At 41.9% G+C, this 17,910-nt stretch carries 15 protein-coding genes; 9 read left to right on the top strand and 6 right to left on the bottom strand.

Annotation, left to right across the window (positions count from 1 at the left end; genetic code table 11):
* Positions 1 to 88 precede the first annotated feature (88 nt).
* Positions 89 to 1,522, top strand: a complete 1,434-nt coding sequence (gene pyk / locus AX660_RS19160; RefSeq protein ID WP_068380671.1) for a pyruvate kinase — start codon at positions 89 to 91, stop codon at positions 1,520 to 1,522.
* Between the two features lie 133 nt (positions 1,523 to 1,655).
* Here pyk and AX660_RS19155 read toward each other — a convergent pair whose 3' ends face one another.
* Together AX660_RS19155 and trhO are read right to left on the bottom strand one after the other, a co-directional pair.
* A complete protein-coding gene (locus tag AX660_RS19155) occupies positions 1,656 to 1,904 on the bottom strand; it encodes an EF-hand domain-containing protein (RefSeq protein ID WP_068380668.1) in 249 nt (82 codons plus the stop codon).
* Positions 1,905 to 1,972: 68 nt separating this feature from the next.
* Positions 1,973 to 2,968 (bottom strand): oxygen-dependent tRNA uridine(34) hydroxylase TrhO, encoded by a 996-nt coding sequence (gene trhO / locus AX660_RS19150; RefSeq protein ID WP_068381178.1) that lies wholly within the window; start codon positions 2,966 to 2,968, stop codon positions 1,973 to 1,975.
* Positions 2,969 to 3,301: 333 nt separating this feature from the next.
* On the opposite strand from trhO, the gene AX660_RS19145 reads away from it, so the two are divergent.
* Entirely contained in the window at positions 3,302 to 3,622 is a 321-nt protein-coding gene (locus AX660_RS19145; protein ID WP_068380663.1) for a hypothetical protein, read from the top strand.
* A gap of 44 nt (positions 3,623 to 3,666) precedes the next feature.
* On the top strand, positions 3,667 to 4,254 hold the full coding sequence (locus tag AX660_RS19140; RefSeq protein ID WP_068380659.1) for a CBS domain-containing protein: 588 nt from the start codon (positions 3,667 to 3,669) through the stop codon (positions 4,252 to 4,254).
* A 228-nt stretch (positions 4,255 to 4,482) separates the two neighbouring features.
* Here AX660_RS19140 and AX660_RS19135 read toward each other — a convergent pair whose 3' ends face one another.
* The 4 genes from AX660_RS19135 to AX660_RS19120 form a co-directional block, all read right to left on the bottom strand.
* On the bottom strand, positions 4,483 to 4,995 hold the full coding sequence (locus AX660_RS19135; RefSeq protein ID WP_068381175.1) for a VC2046/SO_2500 family protein: 513 nt from the start codon (positions 4,993 to 4,995) through the stop codon (positions 4,483 to 4,485).
* Between the two features lie 449 nt (positions 4,996 to 5,444).
* A complete protein-coding gene (locus tag AX660_RS19130) occupies positions 5,445 to 5,861 on the bottom strand; it encodes a DUF1801 domain-containing protein (protein WP_068380656.1) in 417 nt (138 codons plus the stop codon).
* Positions 5,862 to 5,907: 46 nt separating this feature from the next.
* The gene (locus tag AX660_RS19125; protein WP_157884359.1) at positions 5,908 to 6,828 is read right to left on the bottom strand and encodes a polysaccharide deacetylase family protein; all 921 of its coding nucleotides are present in this window, start codon (positions 6,826 to 6,828) and stop codon (positions 5,908 to 5,910) included.
* 436 nt (positions 6,829 to 7,264) lie between these two features.
* Complete coding sequence (locus AX660_RS19120; protein ID WP_068380645.1) at positions 7,265 to 8,587, bottom strand: GntP family permease; 1,323 nt, start codon at positions 8,585 to 8,587, stop codon at positions 7,265 to 7,267.
* Between the two features lie 380 nt (positions 8,588 to 8,967).
* Between AX660_RS19120 and AX660_RS19115 the strand changes: the two genes are divergently transcribed.
* From AX660_RS19115 to AX660_RS19090, 6 genes are all read left to right on the top strand, one after another.
* Positions 8,968 to 12,333, top strand: coding sequence for a S41 family peptidase (locus AX660_RS19115; RefSeq protein WP_068380643.1), 3,366 nt, complete (start codon positions 8,968 to 8,970; stop codon positions 12,331 to 12,333).
* Positions 12,334 to 12,643: 310 nt separating this feature from the next.
* Positions 12,644 to 14,035 carry a sensor domain-containing diguanylate cyclase gene (locus AX660_RS19110; protein WP_068380641.1) on the top strand — a complete coding sequence of 464 codons (1,392 nt, stop codon included), beginning with the start codon at positions 12,644 to 12,646 and terminating at the stop codon, positions 14,033 to 14,035.
* A gap of 206 nt (positions 14,036 to 14,241) precedes the next feature.
* The gene (locus tag AX660_RS19105) at positions 14,242 to 14,958 is read left to right on the top strand and encodes a response regulator (RefSeq protein ID WP_068380639.1); all 717 of its coding nucleotides are present in this window, start codon (positions 14,242 to 14,244) and stop codon (positions 14,956 to 14,958) included.
* Positions 14,959 to 14,960: 2 nt separating this feature from the next.
* Positions 14,961 to 16,334, top strand: a complete 1,374-nt coding sequence (locus AX660_RS19100; protein ID WP_068380637.1) for an ATP-binding protein — start codon at positions 14,961 to 14,963, stop codon at positions 16,332 to 16,334.
* A gap of 149 nt (positions 16,335 to 16,483) precedes the next feature.
* Positions 16,484 to 16,804 (top strand): hypothetical protein, encoded by a 321-nt coding sequence (locus AX660_RS19095; RefSeq protein WP_068380635.1) that lies wholly within the window; start codon positions 16,484 to 16,486, stop codon positions 16,802 to 16,804.
* Positions 16,805 to 17,014: 210 nt separating this feature from the next.
* Positions 17,015 to 17,824, top strand: coding sequence for a hypothetical protein (locus AX660_RS19090; RefSeq protein WP_068380626.1), 810 nt, complete (start codon positions 17,015 to 17,017; stop codon positions 17,822 to 17,824).
* Positions 17,825 to 17,910: the final 86 nt, after the last annotated feature.

Genomic DNA, 17,910 nt, shown 5'->3' with positions numbered 1-17,910 from the left:
GCTGATTAAATGTTAACCATTCTAGTACCACTATGCATATAACACTTTCTCATTACGACAATCGCCATCAATTAAAGGCAAGGTAATCATGTTAAGACGTACAAAAATACTCGCAACTTTAGGTCCATCTACTGACAGCGTTGAACAAATTGAAGCCATATTAGCCGCTGGCGCTAATGTAGTGCGCATGAACTTCTCCCACGGTACTGCGGACGATCATATTCAACGTGCTAATCGAGTGCGCCAAGCTGCTAAAAAATTGGGCAAGTATGTGGCAATTTTGGGTGACTTGCAGGGTCCCAAAATTCGTGTAGCCAAGTTCGAAAACGGTTCAATCATTTTAAAAATCGGCGACAAGTTTATCCTTGATGCTGATATGGATCGTAATATCGGTAATCAACAAGCTGTGGGTATTGATTATAAAGCCCTACCCAGTGATGTTAGCACTGGCGACTTACTCTTGTTAGATGACGGTCGCATTCAATTAAGAGTTATCGATGTACAAGGCAACAAGATTAATACTGTCGTCACGGTGTCTGGTAAGTTATCTAACAATAAAGGTATCAACCGTTTAGGTGGTGGTCTATCTGCCGAAGCCTTGACTGATAAAGACAAAGAAGACATTAAAACAGCAGCAAAAATTGGTGTTGATTATTTAGCCGTATCTTTCCCACGTAATGGGGCTGATATGCGTTATGCCCGTCAGTTAGCTGTTGCAGCTGGTTGTAATGCGATGATGTGTGCCAAGGTTGAACGTGCTGAAGCGGTTGCTAGCGACGAAGCGATGGATGACATTATTGAAGCGTCTGACGCAGTTATGGTTGCTCGTGGTGACTTAGGTGTAGAAATCGGTGATGCAGAATTAGTCGGTGTACAGAAGAAATTAATCTCTCGTTCACGTCAATTGAACAAAGTGGTTATCACTGCCACCCAAATGATGGAATCGATGATCACTAGCCCCATGCCTACGCGTGCCGAAGTAATGGACGTGGCCAACGCAGTATTGGATGGCACAGATGCAGTAATGTTATCTGCCGAAACTGCAGCAGGTGAATTCCCAGTAGAAACCGTTGCCGCCATGGCCCGTGTTTGTATCGGTGCAGAAACCCATCCCAGCATTAAAATTTCCAAACACCGCATGGATGAAAACTTCAATTCGATCAGTGAAACCACTGCTTTGAGTGCCGTTTATGCAGCCAATCATTTAAAAACCATTAAAGCCATAGTGGCACTGACAGAAAGTGGTAGTACGCCATTGTTAATGTCACGTATTACTACCTCTTTACCCATTTACGCCTTATCTCGTCATGAAAGCACATTGAACATCATGGCCTTATATCGTGGTGTTAAACCGGTATTTTTTGATTCTAGAGGCAGCGACCCAGGTCAGCTTAAAAATGATGTAGTAACCATCATGTTAGAATTAGGTCTGATTGAAAAAGGTGACCAATTTATCATGACTTACGGTGATGCGATGGAAACTGTCGGTGGTACTAACGCCTGTAAGATAGTTACGGCGTAACTACCCTTCATCCTTGAAACAGCACGTTTGCCGGCTGCACTCATTCGATCCAGCCGCGCTCTACAAGTTAATAAAAAAAAACCAATCAATTGATTGGTTTTTTTTATTCTGGAATGTGTAATCCAATAATGGCTTAGTATTCCCACCAAGATTGTTGCCACCATTCTAAAAATTCTGCAAAATCGATCGACCCGTCACGGTTTTCGTCAATCAGATTAAAACCTTCTTCAACGTGGCTAGCCTTAGTTTTAGGCGATAATATTGTTAATAGCTCAATAAATTCTGGGAGAGCAATTTCTCCGTTTCCGTCAGCATCAAAGAAATCAAATTCTTTGCGAATTTCAGCAATTTTTTCTGCTGGAAGCGTTTTTTGTTCAGACATAGTCAGTTCAGCGTTTAGTTTTGTTACAGTAAGTTTACCGTTTTAAACCAGTAAGTGTCTAGGTGGAATTAGCCGTTACTTTTACCCATTGCTGTACGTTGTGCTCTGCGAGCTGCTGCTTTTTGCTGACGCCTTAGCTTAATTGCTTTACGAGCGTCTAAACCAAGATGCTCTTCTTCCCGCGCTTTGGCCAGCTTAACTTGTTTTTCCCGTTCACGAAAACGAGCAAGTTGATCGTCACTGTGTTTACCATAACATTTTGGGCAACTCACCCCTGATTCATATTGAGGGCTTTGTTTGTCCTCTTCGGTAATGGGTAAACGACAACCATAACATTGGTCATAGTCACTTTTTTGCAAATCGTGATTTACCGCCACACGGTTATCAAATACAAAACAATCACCCTGCCACAAACTTTGCTCTTGTGGCACTTCTTCTAAATATTTCAAAATACCACCAGCAAGATGGAACACCTGGTCAAAACCTTGTTCTTTTAAATAGGCAGTGGATTTTTCACAGCGGATACCGCCTGTACAAAACATCGCGACTTTTTTATTTTTAGCCGGATCAAGATTGTCTTTAACGTATTGGGGAAATTCTCTAAATGATTCCGTTTTGGGATTGATCGCATGTGTAAAAGTACCGATCTCAATTTCGTAATCGTTACGGGTATCAATCACCACCACGTCTGGGTCTGAAATAAGCGCATTCCAATCGGCAGGTTGCACATAAGTACCCACCGTTTTACGCGGATCGATGCCCTCAACCCCCATAGTGACGATTTCTTTTTTGAGTTTTACTTTGATGCGATGAAAGGGCTGAGTTTCATCCAGTGATTCTTTATGAGTAATCGGATTAATACGAGGATCAAGGTTTAAATAAGCCAGCAACTCATTGATGGTTTCACGGGTGCCAGACACTGTGCCGTTAATGCCTTCAGACGCTAATAACAACGTTCCTTTGATATTTCTGTCTTCCATAAACTGCTGTAAAGGCTGACGCAGATCTTCAAAATTTTCTAAACTCACAAACTTATATAACGCACACACAACAAATTTAGACATAACAACAATACCTTGCGAATTGGGACGCAATCCCAGAGCAAAAAAAGGACGCGGAATATAGCAAAACATGCCATGGGATACCACACTCAGAGACCAAAATGGGCAAATATTCGCCACAAAATCTCTAATTAGCTGGAGTTATTTGTGTATTTTATTAAATAAAAAAATTTATAGTTGATAAGTTTGCCCTAAGGACTTATCTATATAGTTAAGAAAAGATTGAGGTGTGGTGGTCATTAACTCACTTCGATCAGGCCATTTGGTTAAGGCTATGCCAGTCCGTTCAAATAAATCGACACTTAGTGAGCAAAGCTTAATTAAGTAAGGCAAAAAATGCAGTTACTTCAACTAACATCAATACCACGTAACAGAGTCCTAGGTTTTGTCGCCAGTACTTTGCTGATGTTGTTGTTAGCTTGGCAACTCAGTTTTAAAGCAACAGCCATAGAAAAAACCTTTGTCGGTGTTAATCAATCGGTATTTGATGTCACTGAACTTAGCGTAGATTTTAACGATTTTGACCAAGCCATACCCGCTACTCAGTTTCAACGTGGCGAACTTACTGGCTGGGTTGACGCTGACACTGTGGTATTACCTGCAACTTCTAGTCACGTTTTAGTTCCACAATCCAGAGCCCCGCCTGCACAACTCTAACACTTACTAAAAAACCACTTTTTTGTTTTCGTTGGAGAATTACCATGAGCAGTTTTAAAACATTGACGTCTATCCCTTTGTCACAAGTACAAACCTTACGAGTGAATGACGTAGTAGAACCCTTACAACTAGAAAGCCCTGCGACTTTTGTGATGACCGATTTCAGCCGCCGCAGCCCACGTATTATCGAACTTGATACCTCGGTTGACGAAGCCTTACGTATCATGGACAAAATACACGTCAGATCAAAACTGGTAATAGATAAAAATCTCAACCTAGTGGGCATCGTTAACCTTAGCGATTTACTAAGTCGTAAAGTGTTAATGGCTGCCAATCTTAAAGGTGTAAAACGCACTGATGTTAGTGTTGGCGATGTGATGGTTAAGATCTCTGAACTTCACGCTGTAAGGTTAAGTAAAATTCAATGCTCTAACATAGGTGATGTATTAGCGACCATGCGCGCCTTAGGTGAACAGCACCTCTTAGTCTATGACAACGATAAAAACATACGTGGCGCAATCTCAGCCGCCGATATTGGCAGAGCTTTGCAAATCCCTGTGGATATCAACGCCACAGCCCATAGTTTTAAAGATATTTTTAACGTTATTCATGAACATTACGAATTAAGTTAAACCTTATCGCCTTCATCCTTGAAACCGAAGCGTTGTTGGCTGCGTTCAATCTCCGTGATATGAATTACTTAACACTAAGTAAAGCTAAGTTCATGGAGCTGAGTCCTTTGCCGCCTAACTGCTATTCCATTGATAATGGGGTAAAGATATACACCCAAGCAACCTGAAGATGCTGGATTATGAATAAGGGAGCCTTTGCTCCCTTATTTATTAGTAATGGCACGAAACTTAAGCAGCAACGTGCAAAGGTGCTACATCTTGCAAAATATCGTATAAACCCGTGGCATCCTGCTCAAACTGTTTTTGCTGAGCCTGTTTCAATCGCTCACGTACATGCAAAGCACAATTTTCAAGTATCGCTTCAGGGATATGTAAGGCATCGTTATATAACGACAAAGGCTCGGGATGCATGGTCAACCACAACTTGGCATTTTCCAGCTCGCCACTTTGAATAAAATTTTCAGTCAGTGTCACTTTGGACCAATATTGCTGGTCAGCTGCCAAAGGCGCAGAGCGATAGAAAGACAAGGCAGCAATATCATTTTGATATTTATCCTCCGCCCTATCCTCATCCTTGGCAATAGTTGGTCGCAACAGGCTATTTTGCTCAAGCATCGCCAACAACAGCGCAAATTTTGCACCATGGGCAGTGGCCTGATTCAGCTCACCATTGTATTCAAGGTCCCTAAACTGCTCATTAAAAACCGAGCCAGACTCAGGTGTCGAATCAACATTCTGCAAACAACAACTCCATACAATATCCTGCTTACTGTATCGATTGCTGGCACTCATACTTGAGGGGTTTGTGGTTTTAAAGCTAAAAAATTATTTACAGACGCAGTCAGATAAAGGTAGATGAACCAAATTGTGAATTGGCAAAAACGACGCTAAGTAAGCGAGCAACTTTTGAGGCCCCGATAACAACACAGCGACAAATATTATGCTTTCAAATGCGCAACTGACTGCTGCGAAAGTAGCGCTGCGATACCTGCAAAGAAGGACTCTGCAACAAGAATAACGTCTTCATGAGGAAGACTGTTGAAAATACATTTTGCAAGAGAACCATAGTCTTGCAAGCCTTCTTATGGCAACGATAAAACAACCGTATCCATACCTTGAAAGTTAGCTAAAAGTGACGCAAATAAAATCCCTGTTCCATCCACAACGGGTAATAGTACCAACTTCAATTTCTATCCTTTGTTAGCCATGCTTTGCGCATAATCTTTTGCAATAATTTCTCTTAATACTTGTTCGTCAATGTCGGTGAGTTTATTGATATAAAGACAGGAGACTGCTTTTTTATGTTTTCCTAAACGCTTATAAAGCGCTTCGGCACCAGCAAAATTGCTCCCCACATAAAACGCTAAATTTGTTTTGCGAGGTGAAAAACCGGCTGCGGCAATGCTGCCTTCACGACCACTTTCATAAGCATAGTGACGTTCGCCAAAGCCAATAATGGAAGGCCCCCACATTACGGGAGGATGGCCAGTTAGCTCTTTATATATTTGTAAAACGGTTAAGGTATCTGCTCTACGGCGCTCATTACTGACCGTAGCGATAAAGTCTGCAACTGATGCGGAAGTTGCTTGGGTTTTGTTTTCAGCCATGTTCGTCTCCTAATTCTTGAATGAGTTTTTTAACCTTAGTGATGCCTTATTCAGAAACGGGTATCAAACCTAAATTTTCCAGCTGTTTTTTTAAGGCCTCTGGTCTTTGAGAGCGTTGTATCATCGAATTAGGTGCAATACCTTTTTCTGCCAGCACTGCCGCGAGTCGTCCTTGGTTATTATGCATGGTGTCGGGATAACGATTGGCGATCTTGTCTTGGTAAGCTTCAAGTGGCGAAATTATCTCCCAACCATCTTTTTTAATTGCTTGGATAAGTTCATCCATAAACAAAGCGGCTAAGTCATTTTCATGCAGCAATAGCACTTGCTTAGGTGCTTGCATTAGGTTTTTCTCAGCTAATTGCTGGTAATAGTTGGCCGAGGCCACGATGTGGTTAATGTACACCTCGCGCCAACTGTCCAGTTGCAATGGTATGTCGGCTGTTACTGCCTGCTGAAACAACGAATCAAGATACCAATCAGAATCATCGATAGTGATATAGCCCTGTTTTAAACCAAGTGTTGTTAGGCCTGCGCGGAGTTCATCACGTTTTTGACGTGTATCCCCGTGGTGTAAATAGGGAAATCGAAAATAGGCATGATAGTTTGTATAGGTTTGTAGTATCTGATGTGCCTTGGCTACATCTGCAATAAAGTCAGCGGATGGGATTTTGTAGGCTGATATATGCGAATGCGAGTGGTTAGCTAACAATTGATTGCTTTGCGCATATTCAAGTAGGCGCTTATCTCGACCATCTTGCATATGTTTAGTGGTAATAAAAAACATCGCCGTTACATCATGTTTGTTTAACGCGCTTAGTAAGTGTTTATTTCGCTCGGCACTATTCAAGTAAGTGGTATCCGGCCGCGGTGCATCGTCGAAAGTGATGGCTATTTGCTTGGCTAAGGGTGAAAAGCTGGCGAGTAATAAGCAAGATAGGCTTATACATTTTATCAATTTATTCATCAAATACAGACCTTTTGATACATCAAACAACATTGTAGCTGCTTTCTAGGTTAAATTTTCAAGCAAACTATAGCCCTTAAGTTCGATTAGCCAAAGTCGCTCTCGCTTAACGAAATTAAGGACATAGACCATTTAATTGCCATAAACCATCGACCACAGTACTAATACCAATTCCATTAAATAAATAGGCACTTAGAACGCGTCCAGCGGTTAAGGAACAAGGCGTCGCTATGCAGGAATGGCATTACCCTTTCAAATAGCGAGAACGCAGAGCCTTATCCGCTGGGGCGTTCCCTTTGGGCGAGTTTTAAAAGCACATACTCAGCGTTGCTCGAACTCGAAAGAGCGCCACTATTACTTCATTCAAGCGCCTTGATTATGTGCTTTTAAATTCACGCTGAGTGTACATTTATTTAATGGAGTTGGTATAACGTACTTAAAACAGCATATCGATAATAAATAAACCACAGATAGCGCTGCCGCCTAACACCAGTGTGCCTAAACTGTGCATGCGATACCCTTGTTTTACGTCCATGCCTGACATTTGTGTGACTACCCAAAAAAAGCTGTCGTTAGCATGGGATACCACAGCGGATCCTGCGCCGATCGCAATCACCAACATGGCTTTTTGCCAGTCATCCACAAAACCCAAAGTCGTGCTTAAAGGAGCGATAATCGAGGCCGTCGTGATAAGCGCCACGGTTGATGAACCCTGCGCGCTTTTTATCGCAGCAGCTAATAAAAATGGCAGAAAAATCCCTAAACTTACCCCAGATAACACCTCAGCTAATAAGTCAGCAATACCTGAATTTTGTAAAACTTTGCCAAATATGCCACCTGCGCCAGTGATCAATAAAATAGAAGAGGCACTCATTATCGCCTTACCGATTAGGCCTTCGCTAGACAACATCTCACAGTTAAGCTTCTTAGGCAGCAGTAAGGCTAAAAATACTCCAATGAGTAATGCCACAAAGGGCGTACCTAAAAAGTTTGTGCATTCACTCATCATCCCTTGCCACTCCAAAGCCTGTGACAAAGAACGTAATAAAATCAAACCAATAGGGACTAAAATCGGTAAAGCGGATAACCCAAGCCTAGGCGCTGCTTGGTGGATAGTGGCTAACTCTTTTTCACTAATTTGGGGATTGGGATCAATATAAGTGCGCCCGACATACTTAACCGCAAACAATATGGCAAAAAACAACGCGAACAAACTAACAGGAATTCCCAAGGCCAAGACCAAACCCAAATCCGCTTCAAGTATGCCCGCAGCGGCAATCGGCCCTGGTGTAGGAGGCACCATGGTATGTGAAGCAGTTAATCCCATCGCTAGCGCAATGGCCGAACCAGAAAGAGAAATTTTGGCCTTTTTTGACAAGCTTTTATTCAGTGGCTGTAACAATAAAAAACCACTATCAGCGTAGACTGGAATAGACACCAAATAGCCCATCAAGCCCATAGACTGAGGTACACGTTTGCGCCCTACTTTACTGAGCACCCAGTCTGCTATGGTATAAGCAGCGCCAGAGCTTTCCATAAACGCGCCAATGATCACGCCCAATACTATTAATAATCCGATGCTACCTAAGGTTTTGCCAAAACCTTCGTTAACCGAAGTAATAATGACATCACTTGGCATGCCAGCCACAAAACCATAAGCTAAGGCCACTAACAACAAGGCGATAAAAGGGTGAACCTTTAACTTGGTAGTTAACCCTACAATTGCAACAACACTCAGTATCAGCCAAAGGATCAACATAATTGTATACCTCCAGCATATTGACGGCCCGACTTACTTAACCTAGGCCCCTGATTATTTACCCATTTACCTGCAATTAGATTATTTCCTGAGATCGCCAAAAGACTTACCTTGCGTGTACAAAATGTGTACGCAGTGTGCCATAACAAGGTTTTTTAGCTTTTAACAGAATTTAACTATGCGCTAACAAAATATGCTTTTAATTAACATATCAACATTTTTATTGGTTTTTTTGATATAAGACCGTTCGTGCCAATCGGCAAACCTCGGTAAATCAATTACCTAGCGCAAACATCCTTTGCTTTTAATCTGAATTTGCATGTCTATAATGGTTTTGCATTCAACGCCTTAACAACAATATCTATTAAGTGACTGCTCAGATGAAAATAAAAACAAATAATCTAATCAAGTTCGGCGCGTTATTTCTCTGCCTGCTAAGCTCAACCACTTATGCTATTGAGGGCTACTATCGTTATCCGGCGCTCAATAAAGACACCTTGGTATTTACCGCTGAAGGAGATTTGTGGAAAACCACCCTCGGCCAACCCTATGCTCAGCGCCTTACCACTCATCCTGCACAAGAGACTCAAGCGGCTATTTCCAATGATGGTCAAACAGTGGCCTTTGTCGCTAATTATAGTGGCAGTGCCGAAGTCTATGTCATGCCCATTCAGGGTGGACTTGCCACACAAGTTACTTTTGAGAATGTGCAGGTCAAACTGCATGGCTGGACCAACTCAGGGCAAATCTTATACAGTTACAACGGGCGTGTCGGACCGAGCGGTAATTGGAGTTTGCGTTTAGTTGATCCACAAAATTTGCAGGTCGAGGATATTCCCGTTGCTGATGCGGTAGATGGTGCTATCGATGCAGCCAGTAATACGCTGTTTTTCAGTCAGTTTGGTTTGCAGATTTCCAATGATAATGCCCACGCTTATCAAGGCGGTGCCAAAGGCAAGTTATGGTCGTTTAAGCTCGGCTCAGATAAAGAAGCCAGCCGGTTAAGCGACAAACATCAGGGATCTATACGCTCACCTATGGTGTATCAGGATCGCGTTTATTTTGTCAGTAACCAAAGTGGTACAGATAATATCTGGTCAATGACGTTCAATGGCCGCGACCAGACTCAGCTTACTCACTATATTGATTTTAATGTGCGGGATCTGCGTTTAGATGCAGGGCGCATTGTGTATCAGTTAGGTGCTGATATTTATCTTTACGATATCGCCAGCAAGGCCAGCAATAAAGTCGATGTGCACTTAAGTTCTGATTTTAGTCAAACCCGCGAGCGTTGGATCAATGAGCCGCTTAAATTTTTAAGCTCGGCTAAGCTAGCTGGTAAAAGTAAAAAAGTAGTCATAACTGCACGTGGCAGAGTGGCTATAGCCAGCACCGATGGTTCACGTTTAATCGAAATCGCCACCCCACAGAATTCCCGTACTCGTAATGCAAGTTTAAGCCACGATGGAAAATCAGTTTATGCCTTAAACGATAGCAGTGGTGAGATGGAAATCTGGCAATACCCCGCCGATGGATCTCAAGGTGCTAAACAACTAAGCACTGATGGCAACGTATTTCGTTGGGATATTTACCCTTCACCCGATGGTAAGTGGTTAGCCCACGACGACAAAAAAGGTGACTTATGGTTATTAAACTTGGGTAGTGGCGAAAACAAAAAAATACTGAGTCGCAACAGAGGGCTTAATCCTATCAACTCTTTAAGTTGGTCAAGCGACAGTAAATTAATCGCACTCACCCGCGATGAACTTGGAAGTGAACGTAGTCAGGTGATGTTGTTAGATATCAATACAGAACAAACAAAAGTCCTGACCAGTGAGAAATATTCGTCCTATTCACCAGCTTTTAGCGTCGATAATCAGTGGCTGTATTTTATCTCTGACCGTCACTTTGATCCCTACCCAGGTTCACCTTGGGGCGATCGTAATATGGGGGCAAGCTTCGATCGTCGCAGCCAAATTTTTGCTATTGCTTTAACTGAAAAAGCCACCTTCCCCTTTGACAAACCCACAGAGTTAAGTGGCAAAGATGAACCAGCAGAAACTAAAAAAACAACTGAAGACTCTTTATTAAACAACAAAAAAGATGACAAAGAAGCTGAAGATAACAATGAAGACAAGGCAGAATCTGCAGATAAAGCAGATAAAAAAACTGATACGCCAAAGGTAAACTGGGTTGATATAGAAAAACGTCTTTATCAGGTACCTGTACCACCCGGCAACTATTCAAATTTAAGTGTTAACAAAGGTTTTTTGTATGTGATGGATCGTGTAACCGAACCGGGAGCACAGCCTGAATTAAAATCGATTAAAATAAGCCACCATATTAAGGTCGAAACCTTTGTATCTTCAGTTGCTCAATACAGTTTATCCGACGATGGCAAAGACTTATTTGTGCGTAAAACCGGTGATAAACATGAGATGTCCATCGTATCAGCCGGTGCCAAATACTCAAGTAACGATGATGATAGCAAGGTGCAAACTAATGAATGGAAATTGCTGCTCCAACCCAAACAAGAGTGGCAACAGATCTTCCATGATGCTTGGTTAATGCATCGTGATTCCTTGTTTGATCCCACTATGCGCGGTCTTAACTGGCAAGCGGTAGAGCAAAAATATCAGCCCTTATTGGCTCGTTTAACAGAGCGCGCAGAATTAAATGATATCTTTGAACAAATGATGGGCGAATTAAATACCTTACATTCGCAAGTGCGTGGTGGCGATTTCCCCAGTGATCCAGCCATGCCTAAAACTGCCACGTTGGGTGCGGAATATCGACAAACGGAAAAAGGGCTGCAAATCACCCACATATTTACCAATGATCCAGAAGTGCTCAACCGTTTAGCTCCCTTAGCTAAACCCGGCGTGAATGTGCAGCAAGGTGACACGATTACGGCCATTAATAATATTAGCATTACAAACCACGCTGATTTAAGTAATGCTTTGTTAAATCAAACGGGCAAACAAGTCTTACTCACTTTGTTACGTGACGGGGAAGAACTCAAAACCGTGGTAGTGCCAGGCTCAAGCCGCGACGACTATATGTATCGCTACTACGATTGGGTAAACCATAACCAACAAGAGGTGGTTAAAGCGGATAAAGACATTGGTTATCTGCATTTACATGCTATGGGCTCAGCTGATGTCGAAACCTTTGCCCGTGAATTTTATGCGCAATATCAAAAGCAAGGTTTGATCATCGATGTCAGGCGCAATAGAGGTGGTAACGTAGACAGTTGGATCATCGAAAAACTACTTAAACGCGCCTGGACTTTCTGGCAGCCAGTTAACGGTGAGCAATTTACCAATATGCAACAAGCCTTTCGTGGGCATTTAGTGGTGCTGGCCGATCAATTTACTTATTCAGACGGTGAAACGTTTACTGCGGCCATTAAAGCACTTAAGTTGGGACCTGTTATCGGTAAACAAACTGCTGGTGCTGGTGTTTGGTTAACGGGGCGTAACAGCCAGGTTGATGGTGGTATGGCGCGGGTGGCTGAATTTCCGATGTTTGCGACAGAAGGTGGCCATTGGATCACTGAGGGTACTGGCATTGCGCCCGACATTGAAGTGGATAACCTGCCCTACGCCACGTTTATGGGCCAAGATAAACAACTTGAAGAAGCCATTAAACTGTTGAAAAAACAAATCAAGAAAGAGCCTGTTAAACCATTAAAGGCCAAGCCCTTACCCAAGGACATTAGCCCAGCAGCGGATATCAACAAGTAGCAATAGATCAGCATAACAGGCGGGTTTAACACCGCCTATTATGTAAGTTACTCATTAAAAAACATCCTTAATTCTACAGCTTTGTACGGCCCTTTTTTCTGCCTGATAGTCATAATTAAGGCCAGTAAATCACTTTCGTTTTTGCTGTTTTTTTGTTGCAGATAATCTGCCAAGCCCTTTCCAAATTTCTATACTATATTCAATATAGATCAATACCTTACTATGGAAATTAAGTTACCGTATTAGTTTCGTTGGCGCGGTGAACCACAGCAGTCTCGGCAAATTTTAACCGTATATTTTAAGGATTAGCATGACAGATCTAAGTGATATTAATCTAAAGAAATTATTAGATAATGCCAAAATTGGTGTGGTAATTCACAATATAGATACTTCTGTTGTATACGCAAATCCCGCGGCATTGCAGTTGTTGAATTTAACCTATGAGCAAATTATTGGTAAAGATGCCATGGATCCCCAATGGCATTTTGTTGACGAATATGGTCAAGTTTTGCCAACAGAAAGCTATCCAGTTAGCCGAGTCGTGCACGCCCATGAGACGCTCAATCAAGAAATATTGGGCGTCGTATTTCACCATGATAAAGACATCAATTGGTTTTTAGTGGATGCCTATATCGAAGGCTTTGGCACAAGTGGTTTTGTAGTGGTCACTTTTACCGATATTACCGATAAAAAAACCCAGTTCTCTTTTCAAGATGTAGTCGAAAATGCTCAAGACATTATTATTATTACCGAGGCCGATCTACTCACCAGCCCCTTAGGCCCCAAAATTGTTTATGTAAACAAGGCTTTTGAAACCCTAACAGGTTATACAGAAACAGAAGTTATTGGTGATACACCACGCATTCTGCAAGGTAATTTTACCGATGCCGACAGTTTAAAACGCATTAGCAAAGCCCTTCAAGCCAAACAACCAGTGCGCGAAACTCTGCTCAATTATGGCAAAAACGGTCGCCCCTATTGGCTCGACATCAATATTATCCCCCTTAAAAATAGACTGGGTAAAGTTACCCATTTTGCCGCCATAGAACGGGATGTCACCGAACAAAAATTCCATGCCGAGCAATTAGAAAAGAGCAACAAAGACTTAAAAATGCTCAAAGACAACTTATTGAAGATGGTGGAGCAACAAACCGCCGAGCTAAAAAATACCAATTTTAAATTACAACGTTTGGCCTACTATGATTTTTTAACCGGCTTGCCCAACCGTCGTAGTTTTATGGACAATATGCAAAAACAATTAAGTGCGGCTAAACGTAGTGGTGAGCTACTCTTAATGGGCGTAATAGATTTAGATAATTTTAAAGCCGTTAATGACCAATATGGTCATGACATCGGCGATAATGTGATCAAACTGGCGGCCGATAGCATACGAGCCGTATTTAGACAGGAAGACTGTTTTGGTCGCTTAGGAGGAGAGGAATTTTCTTTCTCTTTAAAAATCGAACAGTCAGCTGATGCCGAGCAAATTTGCCAACGACTGTTAGACTCCATCGCCGCCCAAAAACACCAAATTTCCGAGCACGAGTCAGTTTCAGTCACCGCCAGTATTGGTATTACCGTATTAAAACCGCATAAAAACACCACAGTGTCAGACTTATATAGCCAAGCCGATCAAGCGTTATATGACGCCAAAGCTCAACAAAAAAACTGTTTCAAACAATATATCCAAGCAGATGATTAGCGGAAAACGACAAATTAATGCAACATTCCATTGCTCTTATCTGCCTATCTGTTAACTGCTAGTTCACTGTTCTTCAATAAACGTGTCGCAAAATCATTTTTTTGCGACAACTTGATACATTATTGTTGAGTCGATTTGTAACTAATACTTAAGCTCGCTCATTGTATTAGCTATAGTGATGCAGTAGTTAATCGGAGACGTATAACGTGACTCATGTACTCATCGTGGATGATAACCCAGACATTATTGTGTCGCTAAAGCGATATTTGCTCGACCATGGATTTCGTGTAAGCAGTGCCAATGGCGGCAAAAACATGCGCAGTCTGCTTGAAACCAGTGCAATAGATATTATTTTGCTGGATATTATGATGCCAGATGAAGACGGCCTCACTCTATGTCGTTACGTGCAAGACAAATACAAAATACCGGTTATTTTACTGACAGCTCTGTCGGAAGACTCAGATAAAGTTGTGGGCCTAGAAATGGGTGCTGACGATTACATCACCAAACCCTTCAACCCCCGTGTATTGCTTGCCAGATTAAAAGCCGTACTTCGACGCAGCCAAAGTGAACCAGTGCAAATTAACCAAGTGACTAAAGAGCGCAGCACATCAAAATTTGATTGTTGGACTTTAGATCTTAATCAACGGGAACTAGTCGGCCACGACAATATGTCGATTGCCTTAAGTGCCGCTGAATTTCGTTTATTACAAGCCTTTATCTTGCGCCCACAAAAAGTATTAACTCGTGACCAATTACTCGACTTAACTCATGGGCGCGAAGCCAAAGCCTTTGATCGCAGTATCGATAATTTAATCAGTCGTTTAAGACGTAAAGTCGAAGTTGATGCTAGCGAGCCCAAAATTATTAAAACGGTTTGGGGCGGTGGATATATTTTAACTAGCCCTGTTGAGCACCATTAATAATGCTTAAAAAATTATCAAGCCAGATGATTTTGTTAGTTCTGGTGGCGCTATTTAGTACGCAATTATTAATATTCACTATTTTTGTTTTTGAAACTGATGAAAACGATATTGTCAGCAAAAATTTACAAGGAGAGCACTTTCAACTAAAAATGAAGGCGGCACTAAACATCATAGAGCATTCTTCCGAACAACATCTATATGCGATGAATACCTATCGAGTAGAGTTCTCTGTTGGTAACAAGCCCTTGTACGATGTAACTCACATGTCAGCCACTGACAAAGTGCGCAGTATACAATTGCAGCAACAATTTAACGATCAACAACCCAGCGCCACCATGCGCCAGTTTAAACCCATCGAAAATCGCTTATATGCGGCGATGGTTTATTTAAAAGATCAGTTATCGGGCACTCTCACTGCAGAACTTAAAAACGACCCACGCAATATCCTTATGCAATCTCAAATACGATTGAGCGATGGAAAATGGCTAGGCATGACTGTCTTTGATTTACATAATTTTCCCATTTGGATCCGGTCCACTGTAAAACCCATGGCGATTTTTACCTTTATCTTTATTATTTTTGCCGTATTTGTGGTTAAACGTCTTACCAGCCCTTTGGCGGAATTAGCTGACAATGCTCATAAATTCGGTAAGGGCCATGCCATTGCTCCTCTCGAGCCAAGAGGCCCTGAAGACATGCAAAATGCCATTGTGGCATTTAATACCATGCACAAACGTTTATTGAGTGTTAACGATCACCGCGCTAGAGCATTAGCGGCTATTTCTCACGATATTCGCACGCCATTAACCTCAATGCGATTGAATGCAGAATATATTACTGACGCTGACGTGCAGCACAATATCCTAGAAAAAATAGAAGAGATGGAGCAAATATGTGAGGCCACAGTAACCTTTGCTTTAAAAGACTCTTGGTCAGAAAAAAACAAACACTTTGATCTCACCTCTTTGATTGAATCCTTGTGTTGTGACCTTAATGCCCAAGAGCTCGATGTAAGTTTTGATGCACAACATAAAATCCCTTTTCAAGGACGCCCCATCGCTTTAAAACGGGCCATCAGTAACTTAATCAAAAATGGGGTGGACTATGGTCATCGTGTTAATGTTTTTATTGTGCAGTCGACGAGTACCTTAGAAATCCATATTGAAGATGAGGGTAATGGTATCCCCGATTCTGAAAAAGAACGTCTATTTGAGCCTTTTGAACGCTCAGAACAATCACGTAATAGAAGTTCTGGTGGTATGGGTTTAGGCATGGCTATTGCTCGTTCAGTGGTGCGTTCTCATGGCGGCGAAATAGAGCTAAACAACCGGCCAATTAAAGGCTTAGATGCCGTTATTATTTTACCCTTATAAGCCCAGCCTATACTGCTACTGCACATCCCTGTACGAAAAATAACAAAATTGCAAACATACTCGATTAGGAGGCTTTGTTGGATATAGAGATTGATCAACACTCTGTTGAATAATTATTTCATTACTTTGGTCGTTCCTCAGGCGTAAACATGGCGAGGAAATATTCAGGTAATCTTGGCTCTGGTAACGCCAGCAAAAGTGATTTAGTGAGCTTAAGAGGCAGTTTAACCCTAGTTGAGAAAAGTATTGATTTAAAGTTGGATTTACCCAAATTTGTGCCCGTTCAAAACACGGGACAACAGCGTTATGCCACCTACACTGCGCCCGAACTAACGTGGCAATCACATAATATTGGTGAATTTGAATTATCACCTGATAGCGGATTTTTAACGTTTAATATTAAAGAAATGCAACAACTGCGCAGTGATGAAGATGTCTTTATCAAAGGGATTGAACTGACAAAACTATAGTAAGCTTGCAGTAATATGGTGCTCCTAAATAACGACTTTGTACTTTATTTAGGAGCAATAACCTGCGTTTAAACATGCCTCAAACCCAAATAAACCAAGCTGACTAAGCAGTGCCACAGTGCTTTAGTGATAATTAAAATTTGCACTAAACTTGCGAGCTACGGTGCAATTCATCACACTAGTACCATTAAGTAAGCTACCAACCGCCTCATGCCCAAATTGCACAATCAAAAATTAATTCGCCTATTTTTTTGGTGGTTGGTTTTGCTGCCCAGCATTCCCTTTGTATTAGTGTCATTAGGGCTATTCATTTACACCTATTGGCCCCGTGATTTTTCATCCATTAGCCACATAACCATGGCAGAAGGCACGGAATATATTACCTTGTCAGCACATGGAGTTAACGACTCCCCAAGCAGTTGGAGCGACGAGTTACAAGCTTTAATGGCGACAGCGCCTTCACCACAATTAGGCGATATTGTTCAACAACATCACAGTATCAACTGGCAAGACTATTCAAGTAATGTCTTTCTATGTTCGGTGGTGGGGAAAAATCTGGGTTTTGAAATAGGTAAACGTTTGGCTACACAATCTAGCCTTAAAGCCATTCATGTTATTGGCCACAGTTGTGGTGCCTTTGTTACATTAGGCCTATGTGAAGGCGCAAAATCAGTTAATCCTAGCCTAATTGTGCAAACAACCTACTTAGATCCCGTCGCCGTTTATTCAGGTATATTTTGGCAATATGGCATTGAACACTTTGGCAGCTGTGCTGATTTTAGCGACAACTACATTGACACCCGCGACACAGTACCAGGCAGCAATCAAGCATTACCCAATGCCTATACTTTTGATGTCACTCAACTGCAAACAGCCAAAGATGCACAGTATCCAGCTCACGCGTGGCCACCACGTTATTATCTCAATGCCTATAAAGTACAAACCGTGCCGGTGTTTTATAAAGCGGTCCCAGCGGTTATCAAACCGTTTACCAAGGGCGGTTTGGTCCTTCTAAAATAATCTAAAGTAGCCTGTAGCACGGATAATTTAGCTGCTCTTAAGCAAAGGTTACACTCTCAGGCACTTTGTTGGATTTAGAGATTTAT

Origin of the sequence: Paraglaciecola hydrolytica (genome assembly GCF_001565895.1) — a bacterium.
Taxonomy (GTDB): Bacteria; Pseudomonadota; Gammaproteobacteria; order Enterobacterales; family Alteromonadaceae; genus Paraglaciecola; species Paraglaciecola hydrolytica.
This window is presented reverse-complemented; position numbering and strand designations above follow the sequence as displayed.